The sequence below is a fragment of the Mesorhizobium sp. WSM4832 genome, from assembly GCF_055811115.1.
Genome location: NZ_JBVVQH010000015.1, coordinates 94,628 through 112,314 on the forward strand (window position 1 = coordinate 94,628; position 17,687 = coordinate 112,314).

The following is a 17,687-nucleotide window of genomic DNA, read 5'->3' on the forward strand; positions in this document are numbered from 1 at the left end:
TTCGCTTCGCACCCGCCGCACGTACATTAGCGATCGTTAAAATCTCTTTTGCGCGCCGGAACCGGGCTCGGCAGGTGCACGTTGTTTTCGGTTAGTGTGTGACGAAAGGGAGGTATTCCGATGATTGTGAAGATGCTCAGCATAGGCGCAATAGCGTTCTCCATATTGGGTGGTGTTGCCATGGCTGGTTCCACTACTGGAACGTCCGCGCTTGATGATCCGGCCAAGATGTCGCCGTTTTTTACTGACGCCGGCATGAAAACGTTAAGGTCGGAAGGTGACTTCAAAACCGCATGGATGGCGATGAAACCTGACGAACGTACAGCGGTTTTGAAAGACTGCGGTGACGCAACGATGAATAAGGCGCATGCCGATTTCTGCGCTATGGCCAAGAAGATGGGCGGCTAACAAAGCTCCAGACTAGCCAGGAAGGCGGATCTTGCAATCCGCCTTCCTGGCGAATGTGACCGGGGGGGCCGGCGCTCACGACGAAGGGGTTCGCGTGGCCGTTTCGGGTCGCTGTAGAAGCTTGATCCCTTCGATAAGTCCCGTCATGGTTTTTGGGTGCTTGTTCACGGCAGCTGGTTCACCTCTCGGCCGAAGCGATAGAACTGCAAGCTGCCGTTAATGTCGTGGCTGAGAATGTCCTTCAGACCGCCGGCCGGCGTTGTCGGATCGAGCCACGCATCATAGTAGGTGGGCTCAACAATGAGCGGCTGGCAGTTGTGGATCTCGTTTACGGGCGCGGCCGACGGTTGGGTGATGATCGTGCAACTGGTGACGCAGCGACGAAGATGCAACCGAACCTAAGTCAAAGATGTTCGAGGCCATATTGTGGGAATCGCCTTAACACTTTGACATTATGCGATATTGCTACGTTCCATAAGACAGATTACGCGACTTTCAGCAGTAGATAGTAGTATTTATTGACAATTTTACTGTCAATCATGACTCATTCTGCAAATTTTTTCGGTTATTATAGAGCAACACTCTCATTGTTGCAACAGCATGGCTTACCGGCACCTCAGGTGAGACGGGCCTCGCTCGCCTCCCCTCCCGGCTCACTCACTTCGCGCGGCATGCAATAGACGCCCTCGGATTCCATAAGCAGCGCGCCACCCTTCAACTCGCTCAATGCGCCGACCCAGCTTGCGAATAAGTGCGGCTGGCATCCACGGCCGTCAGCCAAAGAAGAGGAAGAACGTACCACGTCGTCTGATTGCCAGGTTCTGGCCTCACTGTGCCGGTTGCGGCCGGCCGGCCCAATGCGGGCTTGCTTGCTGGTGCCACCGAGTTCGGGGCGCGGCATGGAAGACGACCTCGCGCGAGGGCCGCGAATACCATTCCGTCAAGCTCGGTGATTCCAGCTGTCCCGTTCCGACTTATGCGAGTCTGGCCGAGACCGAAACCAAGGGCGACTTCTCGCTCATCTGGTCACGCCGCACCGCAGAGTAATCCAACAAGCACGAAGCCCCACCGCAAAGACGGGGCTTCGGTATATTCAGCTCCCGGCGCCGACCTCTCGTCAGATGTCCCAGGTCACGCCTTGGCAGTCGTCTTGCGCACCTTCTTCACCGGCGACTTGATTGCAGCTGCAGTTTTTCTTGCTGCCGCCGCACGCACGACCGGTTTCCGTTTTTCTGCCGCGGCAGATATGGGCGCTGGCGCCTTGCGTCCGAGCCCAATTGATTTCGCCAAGGCCGAGTGGGTGGCCGCGTAGTTCGGCGCGACCATCGGATAGTCGGACGGCAGGTTCCACTTCTGCCGATATTGGTCGGGGCTCAGACCAAAATGCTGGAGATGCCGCTTGAGCGATTTGAATTTCTTTCCGTCTTCCAGGCAGACGATGAAGTCGGGCGTTACCGATTTCTTGATCGATACTGCAGGCTCCTGCTTGACCACCGGCTCTACAGCTGGCGTTCCGATGCCGTTCAGGGCGGCATGGATGTCGCCGATTAGTTTCGGCAATTCGCCAACCGGCAGTGGATTGTTCGATACATAGGCCGCGACAATGTCAGCCGTTATCGACACGGTATCCAGGCTGTTGCCTTGCTCGAGAGCAGTGGTCATATGATTTCCCTTTTTTGTATCGGATGAATTGAGCGACGTTTGATTTTTCTGCCCTGCCTACGACGCAATAGTACATTTCTTCGTTAAATCCACCTCTCTTGCGCAACATGACAAGAGTAAGTTTCGCTTCTGTTGTTCCATCGGCTGGGGTGCCCTTGCCGATCTCATACAAAGCGAGAAGCTTCCCTTGCTTTTCCGCCCGTTCCAGCTGTGCAGAGCAGTGCTGGCTCGCACCCTGGCTATAGAGTTTCTATCAAGGCGCAGTGTGCATGATCGCATCTGTGGGGCGTGGGAGGTTTCGAGGGAACACGATTGCTCATAGGGCAGCGTCTGCTTTGGCGAGCTTCGCCTACTCAAGCCTTGCGCCTTCATCATCTGGATCAAGGCTCGCGAGAGAAGATTATCGCCTGTGGCGACGAAGATCCCGAAAGCTTCCTGCGCAAGCGCTTGGCTGCGGCATCGGCGCCGGCGCACCGGCGGAAGTCTGCTGTTCGGGCTTCGCGCCGGCCGCTGCTCGCCAACTGTGGCTAAGTTCGCCGGCCCATCTGCTCTTCACGCCGTTCACCATCGAAGGCCTGCCTACCCATCGCAGTCCACAGGTTTCGCGCATTCTTCCCTTCATGGCTCTGCAGCTTTTCCGCCATCCAGATCAGCGCGCCGTAGATGGTGGCGCGATCGTCATTTGCCAGCTCAACAATGCCTGCCTTGACGACGAGACCGCCGAGTTCGATGAGGTGTCGGGTCCGCTTGCGTCGCTCGACCTGCCAGGTGCGCATGTCATTGCGAGCCCGTGTCGCCTGCCGGCGATTGCGGGCTGCCCGGTTGCGCTGGAGCGCTGCGAGGGTTGCGCCGAGATTCCGGAGCAGTTCGCCGGGACCGGCTCTCGAAAAACATCACCCCACGCTTGGCCCATGCCTCACGCTTTGAGGTGTCTTTCGTCTCGGTGATTGCAACCAGTGCACCGGCCAATTCGTCGGTGCTGAGCTGATCGGCGCCGGTGGCGATCACCAGCTCGCCAAGTTGCTGCACCTTTCGCGTTTTGAGCTCTCGCGACTTTTCTTCAAGCGCCTTTAGTTCGGCGTCGAAGTCACGTGGCTTGCGCATGGCTGTCTCCATTGATTGTCAATGTGGCAATGATAGGGGAGCGCCTGCCGGAAGGCTTCAGGGTTGCCGAGACAGCCCGGGACGGGCTGGTCCATCCCGAGATTTTTTCGAGGGAGGGCGCGCTTATACGTCGTGCCGACGTGCGCTTTGCCGTGCAAATGATCTGGTCGCGATGGCGATCTATCATCTTCACGTCAAGGTCATTGGCCGCAAGGCAGGCTCAAGCGCTGTCGCGTCAGCCGCCTACCGCTCGGCCTCGCGGCTGCGTGACGAGCGCATCGAACGCAGCCATGATTTTTCAGCCAAACGTGGTGTTATTCATTCCGAGGTGATGCTGCCTGAGGATGCACCGGAGGCCTGGCGCGACCGCGAACGGCTATGGAACGATGTCGAGGCGTTCGAGGTCCGCAAGGATGCGCAGCTTGCCCGCGAGGTCGAGTTTGCGCTCCCGCGTGAACTCAGCCAGGCGCAAGGCATCGAGTTGGCGCGCGACTTTGTACAAGTCGAGTTTGTCAGCAAGGGCATGGTCGCCGATCTCAATGTGCATTGGGACAGGGCAGAGGATGGCAGTCCCAAGCCGCATGCTCATGTCATGCTGACCATGCGGTCCGTGGACGAGAACGGTTTTGGTGCGAAGGTTCGAGACTGGAACGCTACCCAGCTGGTCGAGCGCTGGCGCGAGCGATGGGCGGAGCTTGCCAATGAACGCCTGGCCGAACTCGACATCGACGCCCGCATCGATCATCGCAGTCTGGAAGCGCAGGGCATTGCGCTGGAGCCGCAGACCCAGATTGGTGCGCCGGCCCAACGCATCGAGGGCAGCGGCCTTGCTGCTGGCGATAGTGAAGCAGATCGCGCCGAACTGCATCGCGAGATCGCGCGCAACAATGGCGCGCGCATCGTTGCCGATCCATCCGTGGCGCTCGACGCCATCACCCATCAGCAATCGACCTTCACCCGAAAAGACATCGCGAAGTTTGCGCATCGCCACAGTGACGGAATGGAGCAGTTCAACGAGGTCGTGGCAGCCATCAGCAACGCACCCGACCTGATTGAACTGGGCAAGGACGGGCGCGGCGAAGACCGCTTCACCACAAGGCAGATGGTCGAGACCGAACAGCGCCTTCACCGCGCGGCGGAGCGTATCGATTTGGACGAACGACACGCGGTGAGTAACGCACATCGCGAGGCAGCGCTGGCGCGGGCTGCGCAGCGCGGGTTTGTCCTTTCAGGCGAGCAGAGCGACGCGCTTGCGCATCTCACCGAGGGCCGCGGTCTTGGTGTCGTTGTCGGTTTTGCCGGAACGGGCAAGAGCGCCATGCTGGGTGTCGCGCGCCAGGCATGGGCAGCAGCGGGCTACGACGTTCAAGGCGCGGCACTCTCGGGCATTGCCGCCGAGAATCTCGAGAGCGGATCAGGCATCTCGTCACGCACTATCGCCAGTATGGAACATAGCTGGGGACAGGGCAGGGATTTGCTCACCGCGCGCAATGTCCTGGTGATCGATGAGGCCGGCATGGTCGGCACGCGCCAGTTGGAGCGCGTGCTCTCCCATGCGGCGGACGTTGGCGCGAAAGTCGTCCTAGTAGGCGATCCGCAGCAGTTGCAGGCGATCGAAGCCGGCGCTGCATTCCGTTCCATCCATGAGCGTCATGGCGGCGTCGAAATCGGCCAGGTGCGCCGGCAGCGCGAGGACTGGCAGCGTGACGCAACGCGCGATCTGGCAACCGGCAGGATTGGCGCCGCGATCAGCGCCTACGATGCGCAAGGCATGGTGCATCAGGCTGCAACGCGCGACGAAGCGCGAGCTGAACTCGTCGAGCGCTGGGACCGCGACAGGCAGGCGCATCCAGAGGCAAGCCGGATCATCCTCACCCACACAAACGACGAGGTGCGCGCGCTGAACCAGGCAGCGCGCGAGCGCATGCGCGCTGCTGGAGATCTTGGCGACGATGTCCAGGTGAATGTGGAGCGCGGTGCAAGAAACTTCGCCAGCGGCGACCGGGTCATGTTCCTGCGCAACGAGCGCGGGCTCGGCGTCAAGAACGGCACGCTTGGCATCGTGGAGGAGCTCAGCACACAGAGCATGACAGTGCGCACTGACGACCACAGGTCGGTGCGGTTCGACCTGAAAGACTACGCGCACATTGACCACGGCTATGCCGCGACCATTCACAAAGCGCAGGGCATGACAGTCGACCGCACGCATGTGCTCGCTACGCCGGGCATGGATGCACATGGCAGCTACGTCGCACTGTCGCGGCATCGAGACAGCATGGACCTGCATTATGGCGGCGACGACTTCAGTACGCGGGACCGCCTGGACCGAACGCTTTCACGGGACCGCGCCAAGGACATGGCGTCGGACTACGAGCAGATCGACCCGGCGCAGAGCTATGCCGAGCAGCGCGGGATCAGCTTTAGACAGCGCGTGGTCGAGATCGTGCGCCGGATCGTTCCGGAGAAGCTGCGCGACAGGATCGGCGGATTGCTGGAGGAGTTGCGCTCGCCCGCAGGCGGCGAGCCCGGCCAAGAACGTGGTCGGCCGGCAAGGGAAAATGTTGGGGCGCAAATCGGAGAGTCTGACTCCACGCCCGAAAGGAAAACTCCCGCCACGGGAGTGTCGCGCGACACGGATATGCCGATGGACGCGGAAGCGGCGTTGCGCAGCGCTCGTACGAAAGCGCTTGTTCGCCACGCGCGTGCTCTCGACGCGATCCTCAGTACTGGAAACTCGGACGGGCAGGGCAGTCCCGAGCAGATGCGCGAACTAAAAGAAGCCCGCGACGCTTTCGAGAAGGTGCGGCCGCATGGCTGGCGCGATGCCGAAGCGGCCTATGTGAAAAATCCCGAACTTGTCCGCGAGGCAGGGGCCGGCCGCGTCAGCCGCATCGTGCTTGCTCTCCAGCTTGAAACGGAAATTCGCACTGGGATGGACCTCGATCCCGGCCGCAGGGCCGACCGTTTCGTGGAACGCTGGCAAAAGCTCGACCGTACCGGACGGGAGCAATATCAGTCCGGCGACATGTCCGGCTACAAGTCAACGCGTTCGGCCATGTCCGACATGGCCAAGAGCCTCGAACGTGATCCGCAATTGGAATCTCTTCTCGCCAACCGCAAGCGCGAGCTTGGCATCAACATCGATTCCGGCCGGCGCCTTGGCGCGGAACTGGCATTCAGCCATGGCATCGGTAAGGGACGGAGCCTTGGGCTCTGACACCCCTCCGATTTGCCGCCGTTTTCACGCCGCAGACGGCTGAAGCGACAAACCTGATTGCGTCCAGCATTCGTTCCGTCATGTCTGGTTCCAGCAGGTGTCAATTGCAGTCAGCGAAAGGCAACGCAGCCATGCCCGAACCGGATCGTATCATTCGCCTTAAAACCGTCCTTGCCCGGACCGGCCTGTCCCGCTCGACCGTCTATCGCAAGATCGCCGAAGGCACGTTCCCAGCTCAGATCAAGATAAGCATCAACGGGGCGGGCTGGCGCGAATCCGATATCAATAGATGGGTGGGCAATCCGACTGCATGGCGAGCGGAGCGTCAGGTCTGACTGAAAGTCAGGATCTTCCGATCTCGACAAACGATCGCTTAGGAAGGGTCCATCGCACTCAGAATGACCGCTTGCGTCAGTTGCCGTCCAGTCGACGGGCAAGTCGGACGCCTGGTCCTCCTCCATTCTGTGAAATGAATTCGATCCCCGCTGCTTCCAATGCTGCGGTTAACGCTTCAAGTGTAGCCGGTCTAGGGGTCGTTTGAGAGCTCTCAATTCTGGAAAGCGTACGAACGGTCAGGCCCGATGCGTTCGCCAGGTCCTCTCTTGTCCAGTCAATCAAGGCCCGAGCCGCGCGGAGCTGCTGGGGCAATATGTCCTTTTTCATGACATTTATCTTGTTAAAAGTCACAAAAAGTGACATAAGTGACGGAGACTGTGCGGCCGCACAGGTGCTCGCTACACCTAGTGCGGCCTGACCACAACCCAAGCTGTTTGGAGCTCGGATCATGGCTGATTCCGACAATACCACGACTTTGTCTCTCGTCACCCGGAGGAGCCTACTTGGGGGAACAGCAATTGCGATTGCGGGATGGCAGCCAACAGCATTCAGACGCGACGATCTGAAAGTAGGCCAATCCGCTGACCCTGCGGTTGCAGCTTGGCGCAAATGGCAGGCTGCCCAACAGAAGACTGAACAACTGTGCCGCCAGCAGCAGAGCATGGAGAGCAAGCTTGTCGCAACGGTCGGATTGCCTTGTTCGACCATCCGGCTGCACGACGGGGACGGCGTAACGCTGCATTCCGTCGAAGCCGGAGCGCTGCCCAAACCTTCTCCTGAGGAAGTTGCAAACCGCGCGAAGGCTGAGACCGATTTGGCCGCTCATCAAGCGCGCTGGGATGCGGCCGATAGGGAGATGGGCTATTCAGCGATGTTGCTCGCCGAAGGCGAGGCTGCCGACCGAGCGGAGGAACTGCTCGAGCTGTTGTCCAGAACCCCCGCGGCCTCCCTTGCCGGCGTGGCGGCCAAGCTTGATGCCGCGTTGACGGAAGGGGAACCTTCGGAGGGCAGCAGTGTGTTTCCCTGGCCGCAGATTCGTTCGGCGCGCGACGACCTTGTCCGGATCGCCAAGGAGGCAATGCCCGAGCAAGTGTTTCCCGAAGAAATTTGTCAGCAGCAACACTGCCGAAGGCCCGGAGAGGGCGGCTTTGCTTTTGTGCGTGGCGACGATGGGACCGAGGCATGACAAGGCTCGCCTACGCATCCCAGTTCACGGTCATAAGGTTCCCAACCGTATTGCGAGGACTCTCGCGAGACCTCGTTAGCCTGGCACCTATCCGATTTCTATCCTGCAGGGTCTCAATTGCACGATCGAAGGAGCGGGCCCCTTTTATTGCCTGTAGTCATCGTGATCCTGGCCTTCGTGACGGCTGCAAAAGACAAATACAATGGTGGATTGCCCCGCGGAACCACCCCAGCGGCGACGGCGGGGGAACTTCGCAGAGCTATGGTTAAGTTCGTCGAAGCGCTTGCCGTTGCTGATGCCAGGCGCGATCATCTCATTTCAATCGGAGTTGCGGACAACCGACATTCCAAGTTTGATGCAGATCAGTGCCAGAAGAAGGGTTCCGACAGATGAGGCGGGCGGCCGTCTACGCACGCTTTTCGACAGAGCTGCAAAACGAAAAGTCCACCGAAGACCAGATTGCGCTGTGCCGTGCATATGCAGATCGCAACGGCCTCGATGTCATTGCCGTCTTCGAGGACAAGGCGCGCTCCGGTGCTTCGGTATTGGGTCGCGACGCCCTGATGCGTTTGATGGACGCGGCAAGCCAGAACGCGTTTGATATCCTGGTCGTCGAGGCGCTCGATCGTCTGTCGCGGGACATGGCGGACCTCGCGGGCATTTACAAACGGCTCTCTTTTCTCGGCATCCAAATCCAGGCTGTTCATGACGGGATTGCCGATGCAGTTCTCATAGGTATTCGTGGACTTGTCGGTCAGATGCAGAGGGAGGATGGCGCCAAAAAAGTGCGTAGGGGTATGGCCGGAGTCGTCCGTGACGGACGTCACGCGGGAGGCCGCGCCTATGGCTATCGACCTATCGTGGGCCGCCCAGGCGAACTGGAGATTGTCAAAGAGGAGGCTGAAGTCGTCCGGCGCATTTTTGCCGCCTATGTCACCGGTCGAACTCCAAGAGACCTAGCAGGCGATCTCAACCGGGATGGGATAATGCCACCGCGGGGAAAGCGATGGAACGGTTCTACCATCAACGGAAATGCACGACGTGGGGTCGGACTGCTCTTCAACGAACTCTATGTCGGCAGAATCGTCTGGAACAAAGTCCGGATGGTGAAAAATCCGGATACTGGAAAGCGCGTCTCCAGGGCAAATCCGAAGGACCAGTGGCAGACGAAAGAGGTTGCGCATTTGCGAATTGTCGATGACGGAATCTGGCAGAAGGCACAGGCTCGCAAAGGCGCAAGGGTGAACGCGCCTACTAATAACAAGCGTCGGCCGGCCCACCTGTTGTCCGGTCTGCTTCGTTGCGGAGTGTGCGGATCGGGCATGTCCGTTCACGATCGTGACAAGACGGGTAAGACGCGTCTCCGGTGCTCGGCAGTTCGTGAAAGCGGGAGCTGTTCCAACCGGCGCATCATTTATCTGCCTGAGATCGAGAAGGCGGTCCTTGATGGCATGCGCGAACAGCTGAAAGCGCCGGACCTGATAGAAGCCTACATCCGCAAATACAATGAAGAGCGTCGGCAGCTTGCTGCCCAGGCAAATGGAATTCGGACAGCACTGGAGACCAAGCGAGATCGAATTGAAGGCGAACGGCAGCGCACGATCGACCTGGTGATCAGGAGCGTCATTGCTGAAGAGGATGCAAAGCAACGTATTGCGGAACTCAAGGCACAGCTCTCTCACATCGAGGCGCAACTTTCGAATGTCGATGAGCCACCGTCGACCGTCGCACTCCACCCAGCGGCCCTGCAGCGTTACAACGAAACCGTCGATGCTCTTTCAAAGGTCTTGGCTGACCACGCAACTGCCGCCGATGACCGTGGCCCGCTCACCGAAAGCTTTCGGAGCCTTGTTCACAGTGTCACGGTGCACCCCAAGCCTGCACGAAAAGGCTTCGAGATTGAGGTCAAGGGCAAGCTTTCCGCTCTTATTGGCGGGGCTGCATTCCCCAGCGCTCGGTATACCGATAGGCACACCGCATTGGCCGGCCGCCAAATTGCCGCCATTACGTACGATAGTGGGTTTGAAGTGGTAGCGGGAGAGGGACTTGAACCCCCGACCCCAGGATTATGATTCCCGTGCTCTAACCAACTGAGCTACCCCGCCAGGGTGGCAAATGGCCCGAAAAAACCGTCCTGAATAGGATGGGTGTTTCAAGGCGTTCGCCAAGGTCGCGCGGATATAAGGTTGGGAGGGTGAGCCTGTCAAGCTTGGAAGCGGCCGAAGTGCCGGCATAATCCGGCTAGCATAATCTCATCCCGGACAAGCTTTGTCGGGCAGGCACTCAGCTCATGTCCCGGGGTTGAGTTCGGCGGGGCAGGTCGCTATGTCTCGGCCATGAAATTCTAGAGTTTGAGCGAATGAAGCCGCGCATCGCCGTCCTCGGTTGCGGATACTGGGGCAGCAACCACATCCGCACCCTCAAGGCGCTTGGCGCGCTCCATGCCGTTTCCGACGCCAACCGCGCCCGTGCCGAAGGTTTCGCCAGCGAGCAGGACTGCCTGGCGATCGAGCCGGACAAGCTGTTCGAGCGAGCCGATATCGACGCCATCGTCATGGCGCTGCCGCCGCAATTCCATGCCGACACCGCGGTGCGCGCGGTCGAAAGCGGCAAGGACGTGCTGGTGGAAAAGCCGATCGCGCTGACGGTCGCGGACGCCGAACGCGCGGTGAAGGCGGCAAAGGACAATGGCCGCGTCTTCATGGTCGGCCATGTGCTGCGCTTCCATCCCGCCTTCGAAACGCTCAAGGCGCTGATCGACAATGGCGAGCTCGGCGAGGTGCGCTACATCCATTCGCACCGGCTCGGCCTTGGCAAGTTCCATACCGAAAACGATGCGCTCTGGGATCTGGCGCCGCACGACCTGTCGATGATCCTCGCCATCACCGGCACCGAGCCGATCGAGGTCAGGGGCGAGGGAGCAGCGCTGCTCGACAACCTCAGCGACTTCGCGCATCTGCATATGCGCTTCCCGAACGGCCTGCGCAGCCATCTCTTCGCCTCGCGCCTCAATCCCTATCGCGAGCGGCGGCTGACGGTGGTCGGCACCAAGGCAATGGCGGTGTTCGACGACGTCGAGCCCTGGGAGCGCAAGCTTGCCGTCTACCGCCACGCGGTCTGGCAGGACAGCGGCCAGTGGGCCTTCACCGCCAACGAGCCTTCCTACGTGCCGGTCGGCGAGGGCATGCCGCTGACGCGCGAGCTTGCCCATTTCATGCAATGCATCGAAACGCGTGCCGAACCGCGCACCGACGGCGAGGAGGCGATCCGGGTGTTGCGCATCCTGACCGCCGGCACGGTGATCCATACCGGTTCGTCCGCATAGAGTTGTTCATCGTTTCACGAAAACGACGAACAGCTCCATTCCTTTGTTTGACGCAATTCCGGACGGAAAACCTCTGCGCACTTTTCCTGGAATGCTCTGAGGCTATCCTGAAGCAGCGGTAATCAGGTCGAGAACTTACTCGGCGGGAATTTGAGCCGGCCTTGCCGCTAGCCTTGACAGCATGGCTTCGGCCTCGGCGCCTCGTTCCGAGCGCTCGATGAAGCCGCCACCGAACACCCGCGCGTCGTTGCCGTCGTCGCAATAGAGCACGCAGGCCTGTCCGGGGGCGATACCCGATTCGCCGTCGGCCAGCTCGACCGAAGTCACGCCGTTGCGGTGATGCAGCACAGCGGGGCGCGGCGGCCTGGTCGAGCGGACTTTGGCGAAGAGCTCGATCCCACCGGCCGGAATGTCGGACAGCGGTCCGTCGCCGAGCCAGTTCATGTTGCGCAGGTAGATCTTGTGCGTCTCCAGCGCCTCGCGCGGGCCAACGATTACGCGCGCCCGGTCAGCGTCGAGATGAACGACATAGAGCGGCTCGCCGGAGGCGATGCCGATGCCGCGGCGCTGGCCGATCGTGTAGCGCAGGATGCCTTCATGGCGGCCGAGCACGCGGCCGTCGATGTGGACGATGTCGCCGGGATTGGCGGCTGCAGGCTTCAGCTTGGCGATGATGTCGGAATATTTGCCCTGCGGCACGAAGCAGATGTCCTGGCTGTCCTGCTTGGCGGCGACGCTCAGCCCCATTTCCTCGGCAATGGCGCGGACCTGCGGCTTCGACAGGCCGCCGAGCGGAAAGCGCAGGTAATCGATCTGCGCCTGCGTGGTGGCGAACAGGAAATAGCTCTGGTCGCGGTCGGCGTCGACCGGCCGGTAGAGCGCGCGATGCGCGCCATTGGCGCGCGAGCGGATATAGTGGCCGGTAGCCAAGGCGTCGGCGCCGAGATCCTTGGCGGTCGCAAGCAGATCGGCGAACTTCACTGTCTGGTTGCAGGAAACGCAAGGGATGGGCGTCTCGCCGGCGACATAGCTCTCGGCGAACGGATCGATGACCGCCTTGCGGAAGCGCTCCTCGTAGTCGAGCACGTAATGCGGGATGCCGAGCGTCTCCGAGACGCGGCGGGCATCGTCGATGTCCTGCCCGGCGCAGCAGGAGCCGGCGCGATGGGTGGCCGCGCCGTGGTCGTAAAGCTGCAGCGTCACGCCGACGACGTCATAGCCCTCGCGCTTCAGGATGCCGGCAACCACCGACGAATCGACACCGCCCGACATCGCGACGACAACGCGGGTTTCTTCGGGGCGGCCGGGGAGATCGAGGCTGTTCATCATGCTTTCACTGTGCGGCGCTCAATGCCAATGGCTGGAATATAGGTCAAGCGCCACGTATGCGCCAGCTTGCGGCCCAGGACGGGTGATCGGCAAATCAGGGCCCAGGGACCGATGTTTCAAATTCTAAACGGAATCCTAACCGGGCGTTCACGATCCTTACCTAGTGATTAGGGTTCGCTTAGGCAATTTTTAAAGCTGTGGCGGTACGGTGGCGGGGATTGGGTCTTTGAGTTTTTAGTAGAGAGTACGATGACCGATCTGGTTAGACCTAGAGTCAAGTATGTTATTGGGCCCGACGGCAGCCCTCTTACCATCGCCGATCTGCCGCCGACGAACACCAGGCGCTGGGTTATCCGGCGCAAGGCGGAGGTGGTCGCTGCGGTACGCGGCGGCCTGCTCAGCCTTGAGGAAGCCTGCCAGCGTTACAAGCTCACCACCGAAGAATTTCTCTCCTGGCAGGCATCGATCGACGAATACGGCCTTGCCGGGCTACGCACCACGCGGATCCAGCAATACCGGCACTAGGCCGGATAGCCGCAAAACAGAAAAGGGCGCGGAATTCCGCGCCCTTTCGCTTTTGCAGAAGCCTCAGACCGTCAGCACAACCTTGCCGATCGGCCGCGTGGCGAGGAAGGCGTGGGCAGCTCCCGCCTGATCGAGCGGGAAGGTCTTGGCCACGTGTGGCGTGAGCTTCCCGGCATCGACGAGCCTGGCGAGTTCGACAAGGCCCTCGCGATCGGGCACCACGGACATGCGCTCGACGCGGACGCCGCGCGCGCTGGCCTTCGCCCTGGTGGCGTCGTGAACGTTGAGCAGCGACACCAGAACGCCGCCATCACGTAGTACTTCCAGCGACTGGTCGGCATGGTCGCCGCCGATCGGATCCAGCACCAGATCGACCTTGCCGACCTTCCGGGTGAAATCGTCCTTGGTGTAGTCGATCACCTCGTCGGCGCCGAGCGAGCGAACGAAATCGAGCTTGTCCGGGCTGACTGTAGCAATGACATAGGCGCCGCGCGCCTTGGCGATCTGCACCGCCAGATGGCCGACGCCGCCGGCACCGGCATGGATCAATACGCGTCGTCCCGCCTGCAGGCCGCCGTGGCGGAGGAGGCCCTGCCAGGCCGTCAGGCCAGCCAGCGGCAACGCCGCGGCATGCGCATGGTCAATGGCGGCAGGCTTCGCGGCGATCTCGTCCGCCGGCGCCGCAGCAAGTTCGGCATAGGCTCCTGCCTGTTTGGGAAAGCGCGGCATGCCGAACACGTCGTCCCCGACTTTGAAGGCGGTCACGCCGGCGCCGAGCGCCGCGACGGTCCCCGAAATGTCCCAGCCCAGAATGAATGGCGGCTCACCGAGCAGCGGGTAGAAACCGCCGCGCACGGCGCCATCGACTGGGTTGATGCCCGCCGCCTTGACACGGATCAGCACTTCACCCGGCTTGGGTGAGGGGTCGGGCCGTTCGGCCACGAAAAGAACGTCGGGTCCGCCGACGGAAGTCTGGATAACGGCACGCATGAACGTCTCCTGTTGAGTGGATGTGCCACTATCATTTGGATAGTAATATTCTATTGTCTAGTATGTACCTTTTGTATATATAGGCACCTCATGGATAGTGAAGAAAACTCGTGCCTGGGCTATGACGCATTCCGGCGGACATGTCCGTCGCACACCGTGCTCGAGATGCTTGCCAGCAAATGGGTCTATCTGGTGGTTTGCGCGTTGCGCCAAGGCCGGAAGCGCAATGGCGAGCTTGCCCGCAGGCTCGAAGGCATCACGCCGAAAATGCTGACGCAGACATTGCGGGTGCTGGAGCGTGACGGCCTGGTGCGGCGACAGGTCTACCCGGTCATTCCGCCACGCGTCGAATATGAACTGACCGAGCTCGGCCAGAATCTGGCGGGACTGCTCACCCAGATCAGGTCGTGGGCCGAGCAGCATGCACCTGAGATCAAGGATGCCCGTTCCAGGGCGGTTGCCACAAATGAACGGGAACTAGTCGCTTAGACCTGCGGTCTTCCGCGACAATTCGGCCAGAGCCGTTCGAGCCATCGCGTGACGCGCTGCGCGGAGGCGCCGATGATGCCGGATCAGCCGATCATGGCGCTACGGCCGCCTGTTTCGGTCTCGCGGATCTTGGTGTCCCGCGATTCCAGCATTTCCGCCTTGGACAGCTCCGCTTCAGCTTCGCCGAGTAATGATTCGGCAGTGCTGCGCTGCTGGGCGAGGTCGCTTTGTGAATTCCTGAGGTTGTCGCGGCGCAGGCGCGCCGCCTTGGCGAAGGTCGGATAGGCGAAATGGTTGATGTCGGTGATGCCGGCTTTTTTCTCTTCGGCGATGATCTGCGCTTCCAGCTCGACGGCCATGCGTTCGAACTCGGCGATCATCATGTCCAGCTGCAAGAGCTGCCGCCGCTTCTCATTCACCTGAAACTGCTTCAGCCGAACGAGGTTTTCACGTGACTTCATGACTCGATACTCCGCAAACGCACAACTGCAATACCGTTCAATCCGCCCGGAACGACCCAAGCGCCGCCCGTTTCCACCGGCTTTCCCCGGGCTATGGGAAACAAAGCCCTAAAGATTTTTGCCGGCGGTAACCATTCGTTTACGGGCATTGTTAATCATACGGGCGAGGACTTAAGGCCGGGTAAAAATTCCGGCAGCGGCGGGAAGCCCGGGCCAGCGAGTCTCTGGAGTCACTTAGGCTGACTTTTTAATGTGGTGCATTAGCGATTTTGGTCTGTGATTCGTTATTAGATTCAAGTGGGTGTAGAAAGGGGTTAAAAAATCTGGTATCGTGGATGGCACGAAATTAGGATTTGTTAACCAGTCGGTGGCACCTTCTGTTCAGGCAATCACTGCTCCGGGTCCCGGACGGGTCGTAACACGGTCCGGCAGCAGAAAAGGGGAATGAAATGCGTGTTCTGCTGATTGAAGATGACAGTGCAACCGCACAAAGCATCGAACTGATGCTGAAATCGGAAAGCTTCAACGTCTATACGACCGATCTCGGCGAAGAAGGTGTCGACCTCGGTAAGCTCTACGATTACGACATCATCCTTCTGGATCTCAATCTGCCTGATATGTCGGGCTATGAAGTCCTGCGCACGCTGCGCCTCTCCAAGGTCAAGACGCCGATCCTGATCCTGTCCGGCATGGCCGGCATCGAGGACAAGGTGCGCGGCCTCGGCTTCGGCGCCGACGACTATATGACCAAGCCGTTCCACAAGGACGAACTGGTGGCGCGCATCCATGCGATCGTGCGCCGTTCCAAGGGCCATGCCCAGTCGGTCATCACCACCGGCGATCTGGTGGTCAATCTCGACGCCAAGACGGTCGAGGTCGGTGGCCAGCGCGTGCATCTGACCGGCAAGGAATACCAGATGCTGGAGCTGCTCTCGCTGCGCAAGGGCACCACGCTCACCAAGGAAATGTTCCTCAACCACCTTTATGGCGGCATGGATGAGCCCGAGCTGAAGATCATCGACGTCTTCATCTGCAAGCTGCGCAAGAAACTCGACGCGGCGTCCGGCGGCCAGAACTACATCGAGACGGTATGGGGTCGCGGTTACGTGCTGCGCGAACCGGAAGATATCCGCGTCAGCGCCTGAGCGACCTGATGATTTCAAAGAAAAACCCGGCTCAGGCCGGGTTTTTTGTTTGAAGCGGGTCCTGCGAATCAGGCGGCTATCTTCAGGACGCGGAAGCTTTCGAGCAATTGCGCACGGTTGAAGGGCTTCAGCAGATAGCCTTGAGCGCCGGCGCGCTTGGCGCGCATGATCGCTGCGACATCGACCTCGACCAGCGAGACCAGGATCTGCGGCTTGGTGGGAGCTTCGATAGCACGAATGCGGCGAATAAGGTCCACGGCCCGGACGTCGGTCAGTCCGCCATCGATGACGATGACGTCCGGCATGTCGCTGGCGCAGATTTCTGCGGCCTCGACTCCGGTCGACGCCTCGACGACAATTATGTCCGAGCCGCCAAGAATGCGTCTTGCGACCTTCCTGATGACGCTCGAATCATCGACGAACAGGCAGCGTTTCATGTCCGGGTCCTCTTTGCCATCTGCCGAACCGGCAACCTCCGGGTAACCGGAAAGCACCATAGGCCCAATCTGGTAAAGAAGCCGAAAAGCCGTTAGGTAAAGTTTTTCCAAAAAGACATGCCGCGCCGTTTTGGCCCGTGGCGCCGTTACGGCAATGGACGCAAACATTGCTGCGCCCGGGCTGCCGGCACAAATATCAGCAACAGGCGATACTTTGTCGTTTCTTGATATTAGGCAGCCGTGAGCACGATCTCGTCGGCGGTCGCGTGGATCGAGATCGTCATATTGGCCTCGCGCGCCAGAAGCAGCGTGTAATAGGGCTGGACCGAATGGGCGTCGATCGGCTCTTCCGGCTTGTGCCCGGAATGCAGTTCGAGGAATTTCGGCGGCACGCGCAGCATCGGACCGCTGGCCGACAGCGAAAAACGCGGTTCGGTTTCGAGATTTTCCAGCGTGATCACCAGCCTGCCGCCGCGCGGGATGGCCGCGTGTGCGACAAGTATGAGGTTGAGCAGCAGCTTGACCTTGTTCTTGGGTAAAAGCGCGCGGGGGCCGTTCCATACCAGTTCCGGCTTTTCGTTCTTCAAGAAGGCGATGGCCACGGCCTCGGCATCGCCAGTGTCGATCATCATGCCGGCGGAACCCGCGGCGCCGAAGGCGATGCGGGCAAACTGCAGTCGCGCCGAGGCGTTTTTGGCGCTCTGGCGAATGAGCTTCATGGCGTCTTCGTCGGCGCCGCCTTCGTCCAGCAGTTCCAGTCCGTTGTTGATTGCGCCGACCGGCGAAATGATGTCGTGGCAGACACGGCTGCAAAGCAGCGCCGCGAGATCGGGCGCGGAGAGGGTAAAGAGCTCGGCCATCGGTGAAATCCCTGCTTAAATCTCTTGTTCATGGCCGAGCGACCGTCTTCACGCCCCCCTCCACGCGAATCACGCTCTTTTCCAAGGCTTTCTGAATACACAGCGCCAGAGCGCGCATCAACAAATCCCAAATTGTCGATGGCGAAAATGGTGTGTTCACAGGGGGAAAACCCGTCTCCAGGGCGAAAGCGCAGCCTTCGAACCGCCATCTTC

The 17,687-nt window shown here is 60.3% G+C and carries 20 protein-coding genes and 1 tRNA gene; 10 read left to right on the forward strand and 11 right to left on the reverse strand.

Going from position 1 to position 17,687, the window contains the following annotated elements; all coding sequences use genetic code 11:
- Nucleotides 1–120 precede the first annotated feature (120 nt).
- Nucleotides 121–408: a hypothetical protein gene (locus AC0L2L_RS21225; protein WP_027168526.1), complete on the forward strand. Its 288-nt coding sequence runs from the start codon at nt 121–123 to the stop codon at nt 406–408.
- A 164-nt stretch (nt 409–572) separates the two neighbouring features.
- On the opposite strand, the gene AC0L2L_RS21230 is transcribed toward AC0L2L_RS21225, so the two are convergent.
- The gene (locus AC0L2L_RS21230; RefSeq protein ID WP_473580878.1) at nt 573–800 is read right to left on the reverse strand and encodes an SOS response-associated peptidase family protein; all 228 of its coding nucleotides are present in this window, start codon (nt 798–800) and stop codon (nt 573–575) included.
- A gap of 334 nt (nt 801–1,134) precedes the next feature.
- On the opposite strand from AC0L2L_RS21230, the gene AC0L2L_RS21235 reads away from it, so the two are divergent.
- A complete protein-coding gene (locus tag AC0L2L_RS21235) occupies nt 1,135–1,455 on the forward strand; it encodes a DUF736 family protein (RefSeq protein ID WP_473580881.1) in 321 nt (106 codons plus the stop codon).
- A gap of 84 nt (nt 1,456–1,539) precedes the next feature.
- Here the strand turns inward: AC0L2L_RS21235 and AC0L2L_RS21240 are convergent, their stop codons facing one another.
- The 3 genes from AC0L2L_RS21240 to AC0L2L_RS21250 all read right to left on the reverse strand — a co-directional run bounded on the left by AC0L2L_RS21240 (nt 1,540) and on the right by AC0L2L_RS21250 (nt 3,174).
- Nucleotides 1,540–2,070, reverse strand: a complete 531-nt coding sequence (locus AC0L2L_RS21240) for a Ros/MucR family transcriptional regulator (protein ID WP_473580883.1) — start codon at nt 2,068–2,070, stop codon at nt 1,540–1,542.
- Between the two features lie 527 nt (nt 2,071–2,597).
- The gene (locus AC0L2L_RS21245) at nt 2,598–2,846 is read right to left on the reverse strand and encodes a conjugal transfer protein TraD (protein ID WP_473580885.1); all 249 of its coding nucleotides are present in this window, start codon (nt 2,844–2,846) and stop codon (nt 2,598–2,600) included.
- Nucleotide 2,847: 1 nt separating this feature from the next.
- Nucleotides 2,848–3,174, reverse strand: coding sequence for a conjugal transfer protein TraD (locus AC0L2L_RS21250; RefSeq protein ID WP_473580887.1), 327 nt, complete (start codon nt 3,172–3,174; stop codon nt 2,848–2,850).
- Nucleotides 3,175–3,346: 172 nt separating this feature from the next.
- On the opposite strand from AC0L2L_RS21250, the gene traA reads away from it, so the two are divergent.
- Nucleotides 3,347–6,391 (forward strand): Ti-type conjugative transfer relaxase TraA, encoded by a 3,045-nt coding sequence (gene traA / locus AC0L2L_RS21255; RefSeq protein ID WP_473580889.1) that lies wholly within the window; start codon nt 3,347–3,349, stop codon nt 6,389–6,391.
- A gap of 131 nt (nt 6,392–6,522) precedes the next feature.
- On the forward strand, nt 6,523–6,726 hold the full coding sequence (locus AC0L2L_RS21260) for a helix-turn-helix transcriptional regulator (protein WP_140581367.1): 204 nt from the start codon (nt 6,523–6,525) through the stop codon (nt 6,724–6,726).
- A 76-nt stretch (nt 6,727–6,802) separates the two neighbouring features.
- Here the strand turns inward: AC0L2L_RS21260 and AC0L2L_RS21265 are convergent, their stop codons facing one another.
- Nucleotides 6,803–7,177, reverse strand: coding sequence for a helix-turn-helix domain-containing protein (locus tag AC0L2L_RS21265; RefSeq protein ID WP_473580891.1), 375 nt, complete (start codon nt 7,175–7,177; stop codon nt 6,803–6,805).
- Here AC0L2L_RS21265 and AC0L2L_RS21270 point away from each other — a divergent pair.
- Nucleotides 7,176–7,913 (forward strand): hypothetical protein, encoded by a 738-nt coding sequence (locus AC0L2L_RS21270; protein WP_473580893.1) that lies wholly within the window; start codon nt 7,176–7,178, stop codon nt 7,911–7,913. The genes AC0L2L_RS21265 and AC0L2L_RS21270 overlap by 2 nt on opposite strands.
- 389 nt (nt 7,914–8,302) lie before the next feature.
- Nucleotides 8,303–9,985, forward strand: coding sequence for a recombinase family protein (locus AC0L2L_RS21275; protein WP_473581023.1), 1,683 nt, complete (start codon nt 8,303–8,305; stop codon nt 9,983–9,985).
- Here the strand turns inward: AC0L2L_RS21275 and AC0L2L_RS21280 are convergent.
- Nucleotides 9,942–10,018 (reverse strand) — tRNA-Met (locus AC0L2L_RS21280). The genes AC0L2L_RS21275 and AC0L2L_RS21280 overlap by 44 nt on opposite strands.
- A gap of 254 nt (nt 10,019–10,272) precedes the next feature.
- Here AC0L2L_RS21280 and AC0L2L_RS21285 point away from each other — a divergent pair.
- Nucleotides 10,273–11,238, forward strand: a complete 966-nt coding sequence (locus AC0L2L_RS21285) for a Gfo/Idh/MocA family protein (RefSeq protein WP_027165058.1) — start codon at nt 10,273–10,275, stop codon at nt 11,236–11,238.
- Between the two features lie 135 nt (nt 11,239–11,373).
- Here AC0L2L_RS21285 and mnmA read toward each other — a convergent pair whose 3' ends face one another.
- Nucleotides 11,374–12,564: a tRNA 2-thiouridine(34) synthase MnmA gene (mnmA, locus tag AC0L2L_RS21290; RefSeq protein WP_473580895.1), complete on the reverse strand. Its 1,191-nt coding sequence runs from the start codon at nt 12,562–12,564 to the stop codon at nt 11,374–11,376.
- Between the two features lie 252 nt (nt 12,565–12,816).
- Between mnmA and sciP the strand changes: the two genes are divergently transcribed.
- A complete protein-coding gene (gene sciP, locus AC0L2L_RS21295; protein ID WP_006203587.1) occupies nt 12,817–13,092 on the forward strand; it encodes a CtrA inhibitor SciP in 276 nt (91 codons plus the stop codon).
- Between the two features lie 63 nt (nt 13,093–13,155).
- Here the strand turns inward: sciP and AC0L2L_RS21300 are convergent, their stop codons facing one another.
- Nucleotides 13,156–14,082 carry an NADP-dependent oxidoreductase gene (locus AC0L2L_RS21300; RefSeq protein WP_473580897.1) on the reverse strand — a complete coding sequence of 309 codons (927 nt, stop codon included), beginning with the start codon at nt 14,080–14,082 and terminating at the stop codon, nt 13,156–13,158.
- Between the two features lie 90 nt (nt 14,083–14,172).
- On the opposite strand from AC0L2L_RS21300, the gene AC0L2L_RS21305 reads away from it, so the two are divergent.
- Complete coding sequence (locus tag AC0L2L_RS21305; protein WP_473580899.1) at nt 14,173–14,571, forward strand: winged helix-turn-helix transcriptional regulator; 399 nt, start codon at nt 14,173–14,175, stop codon at nt 14,569–14,571.
- Nucleotides 14,572–14,654: 83 nt separating this feature from the next.
- Here the strand turns inward: AC0L2L_RS21305 and AC0L2L_RS21310 are convergent, their stop codons facing one another.
- Nucleotides 14,655–15,032 carry a flagellar export protein FliJ gene (locus AC0L2L_RS21310; protein WP_027165054.1) on the reverse strand — a complete coding sequence of 126 codons (378 nt, stop codon included), beginning with the start codon at nt 15,030–15,032 and terminating at the stop codon, nt 14,655–14,657.
- A gap of 449 nt (nt 15,033–15,481) precedes the next feature.
- Here AC0L2L_RS21310 and ctrA point away from each other — a divergent pair, with 449 nt between their 5' ends.
- Nucleotides 15,482–16,177, forward strand: coding sequence for a response regulator transcription factor CtrA (ctrA, locus tag AC0L2L_RS21315; RefSeq protein ID WP_006203583.1), 696 nt, complete (start codon nt 15,482–15,484; stop codon nt 16,175–16,177).
- Between the two features lie 68 nt (nt 16,178–16,245).
- Here ctrA and AC0L2L_RS21320 read toward each other — a convergent pair whose 3' ends face one another.
- Both AC0L2L_RS21320 and chpT read right to left on the reverse strand, forming a co-directional pair.
- A complete protein-coding gene (locus AC0L2L_RS21320; RefSeq protein ID WP_473580901.1) occupies nt 16,246–16,614 on the reverse strand; it encodes a response regulator in 369 nt (122 codons plus the stop codon).
- Nucleotides 16,615–16,844: 230 nt separating this feature from the next.
- Complete coding sequence (gene chpT / locus AC0L2L_RS21325; protein ID WP_027165052.1) at nt 16,845–17,474, reverse strand: histidine phosphotransferase ChpT; 630 nt, start codon at nt 17,472–17,474, stop codon at nt 16,845–16,847.
- Nucleotides 17,475–17,687: the final 213 nt, after the last annotated feature.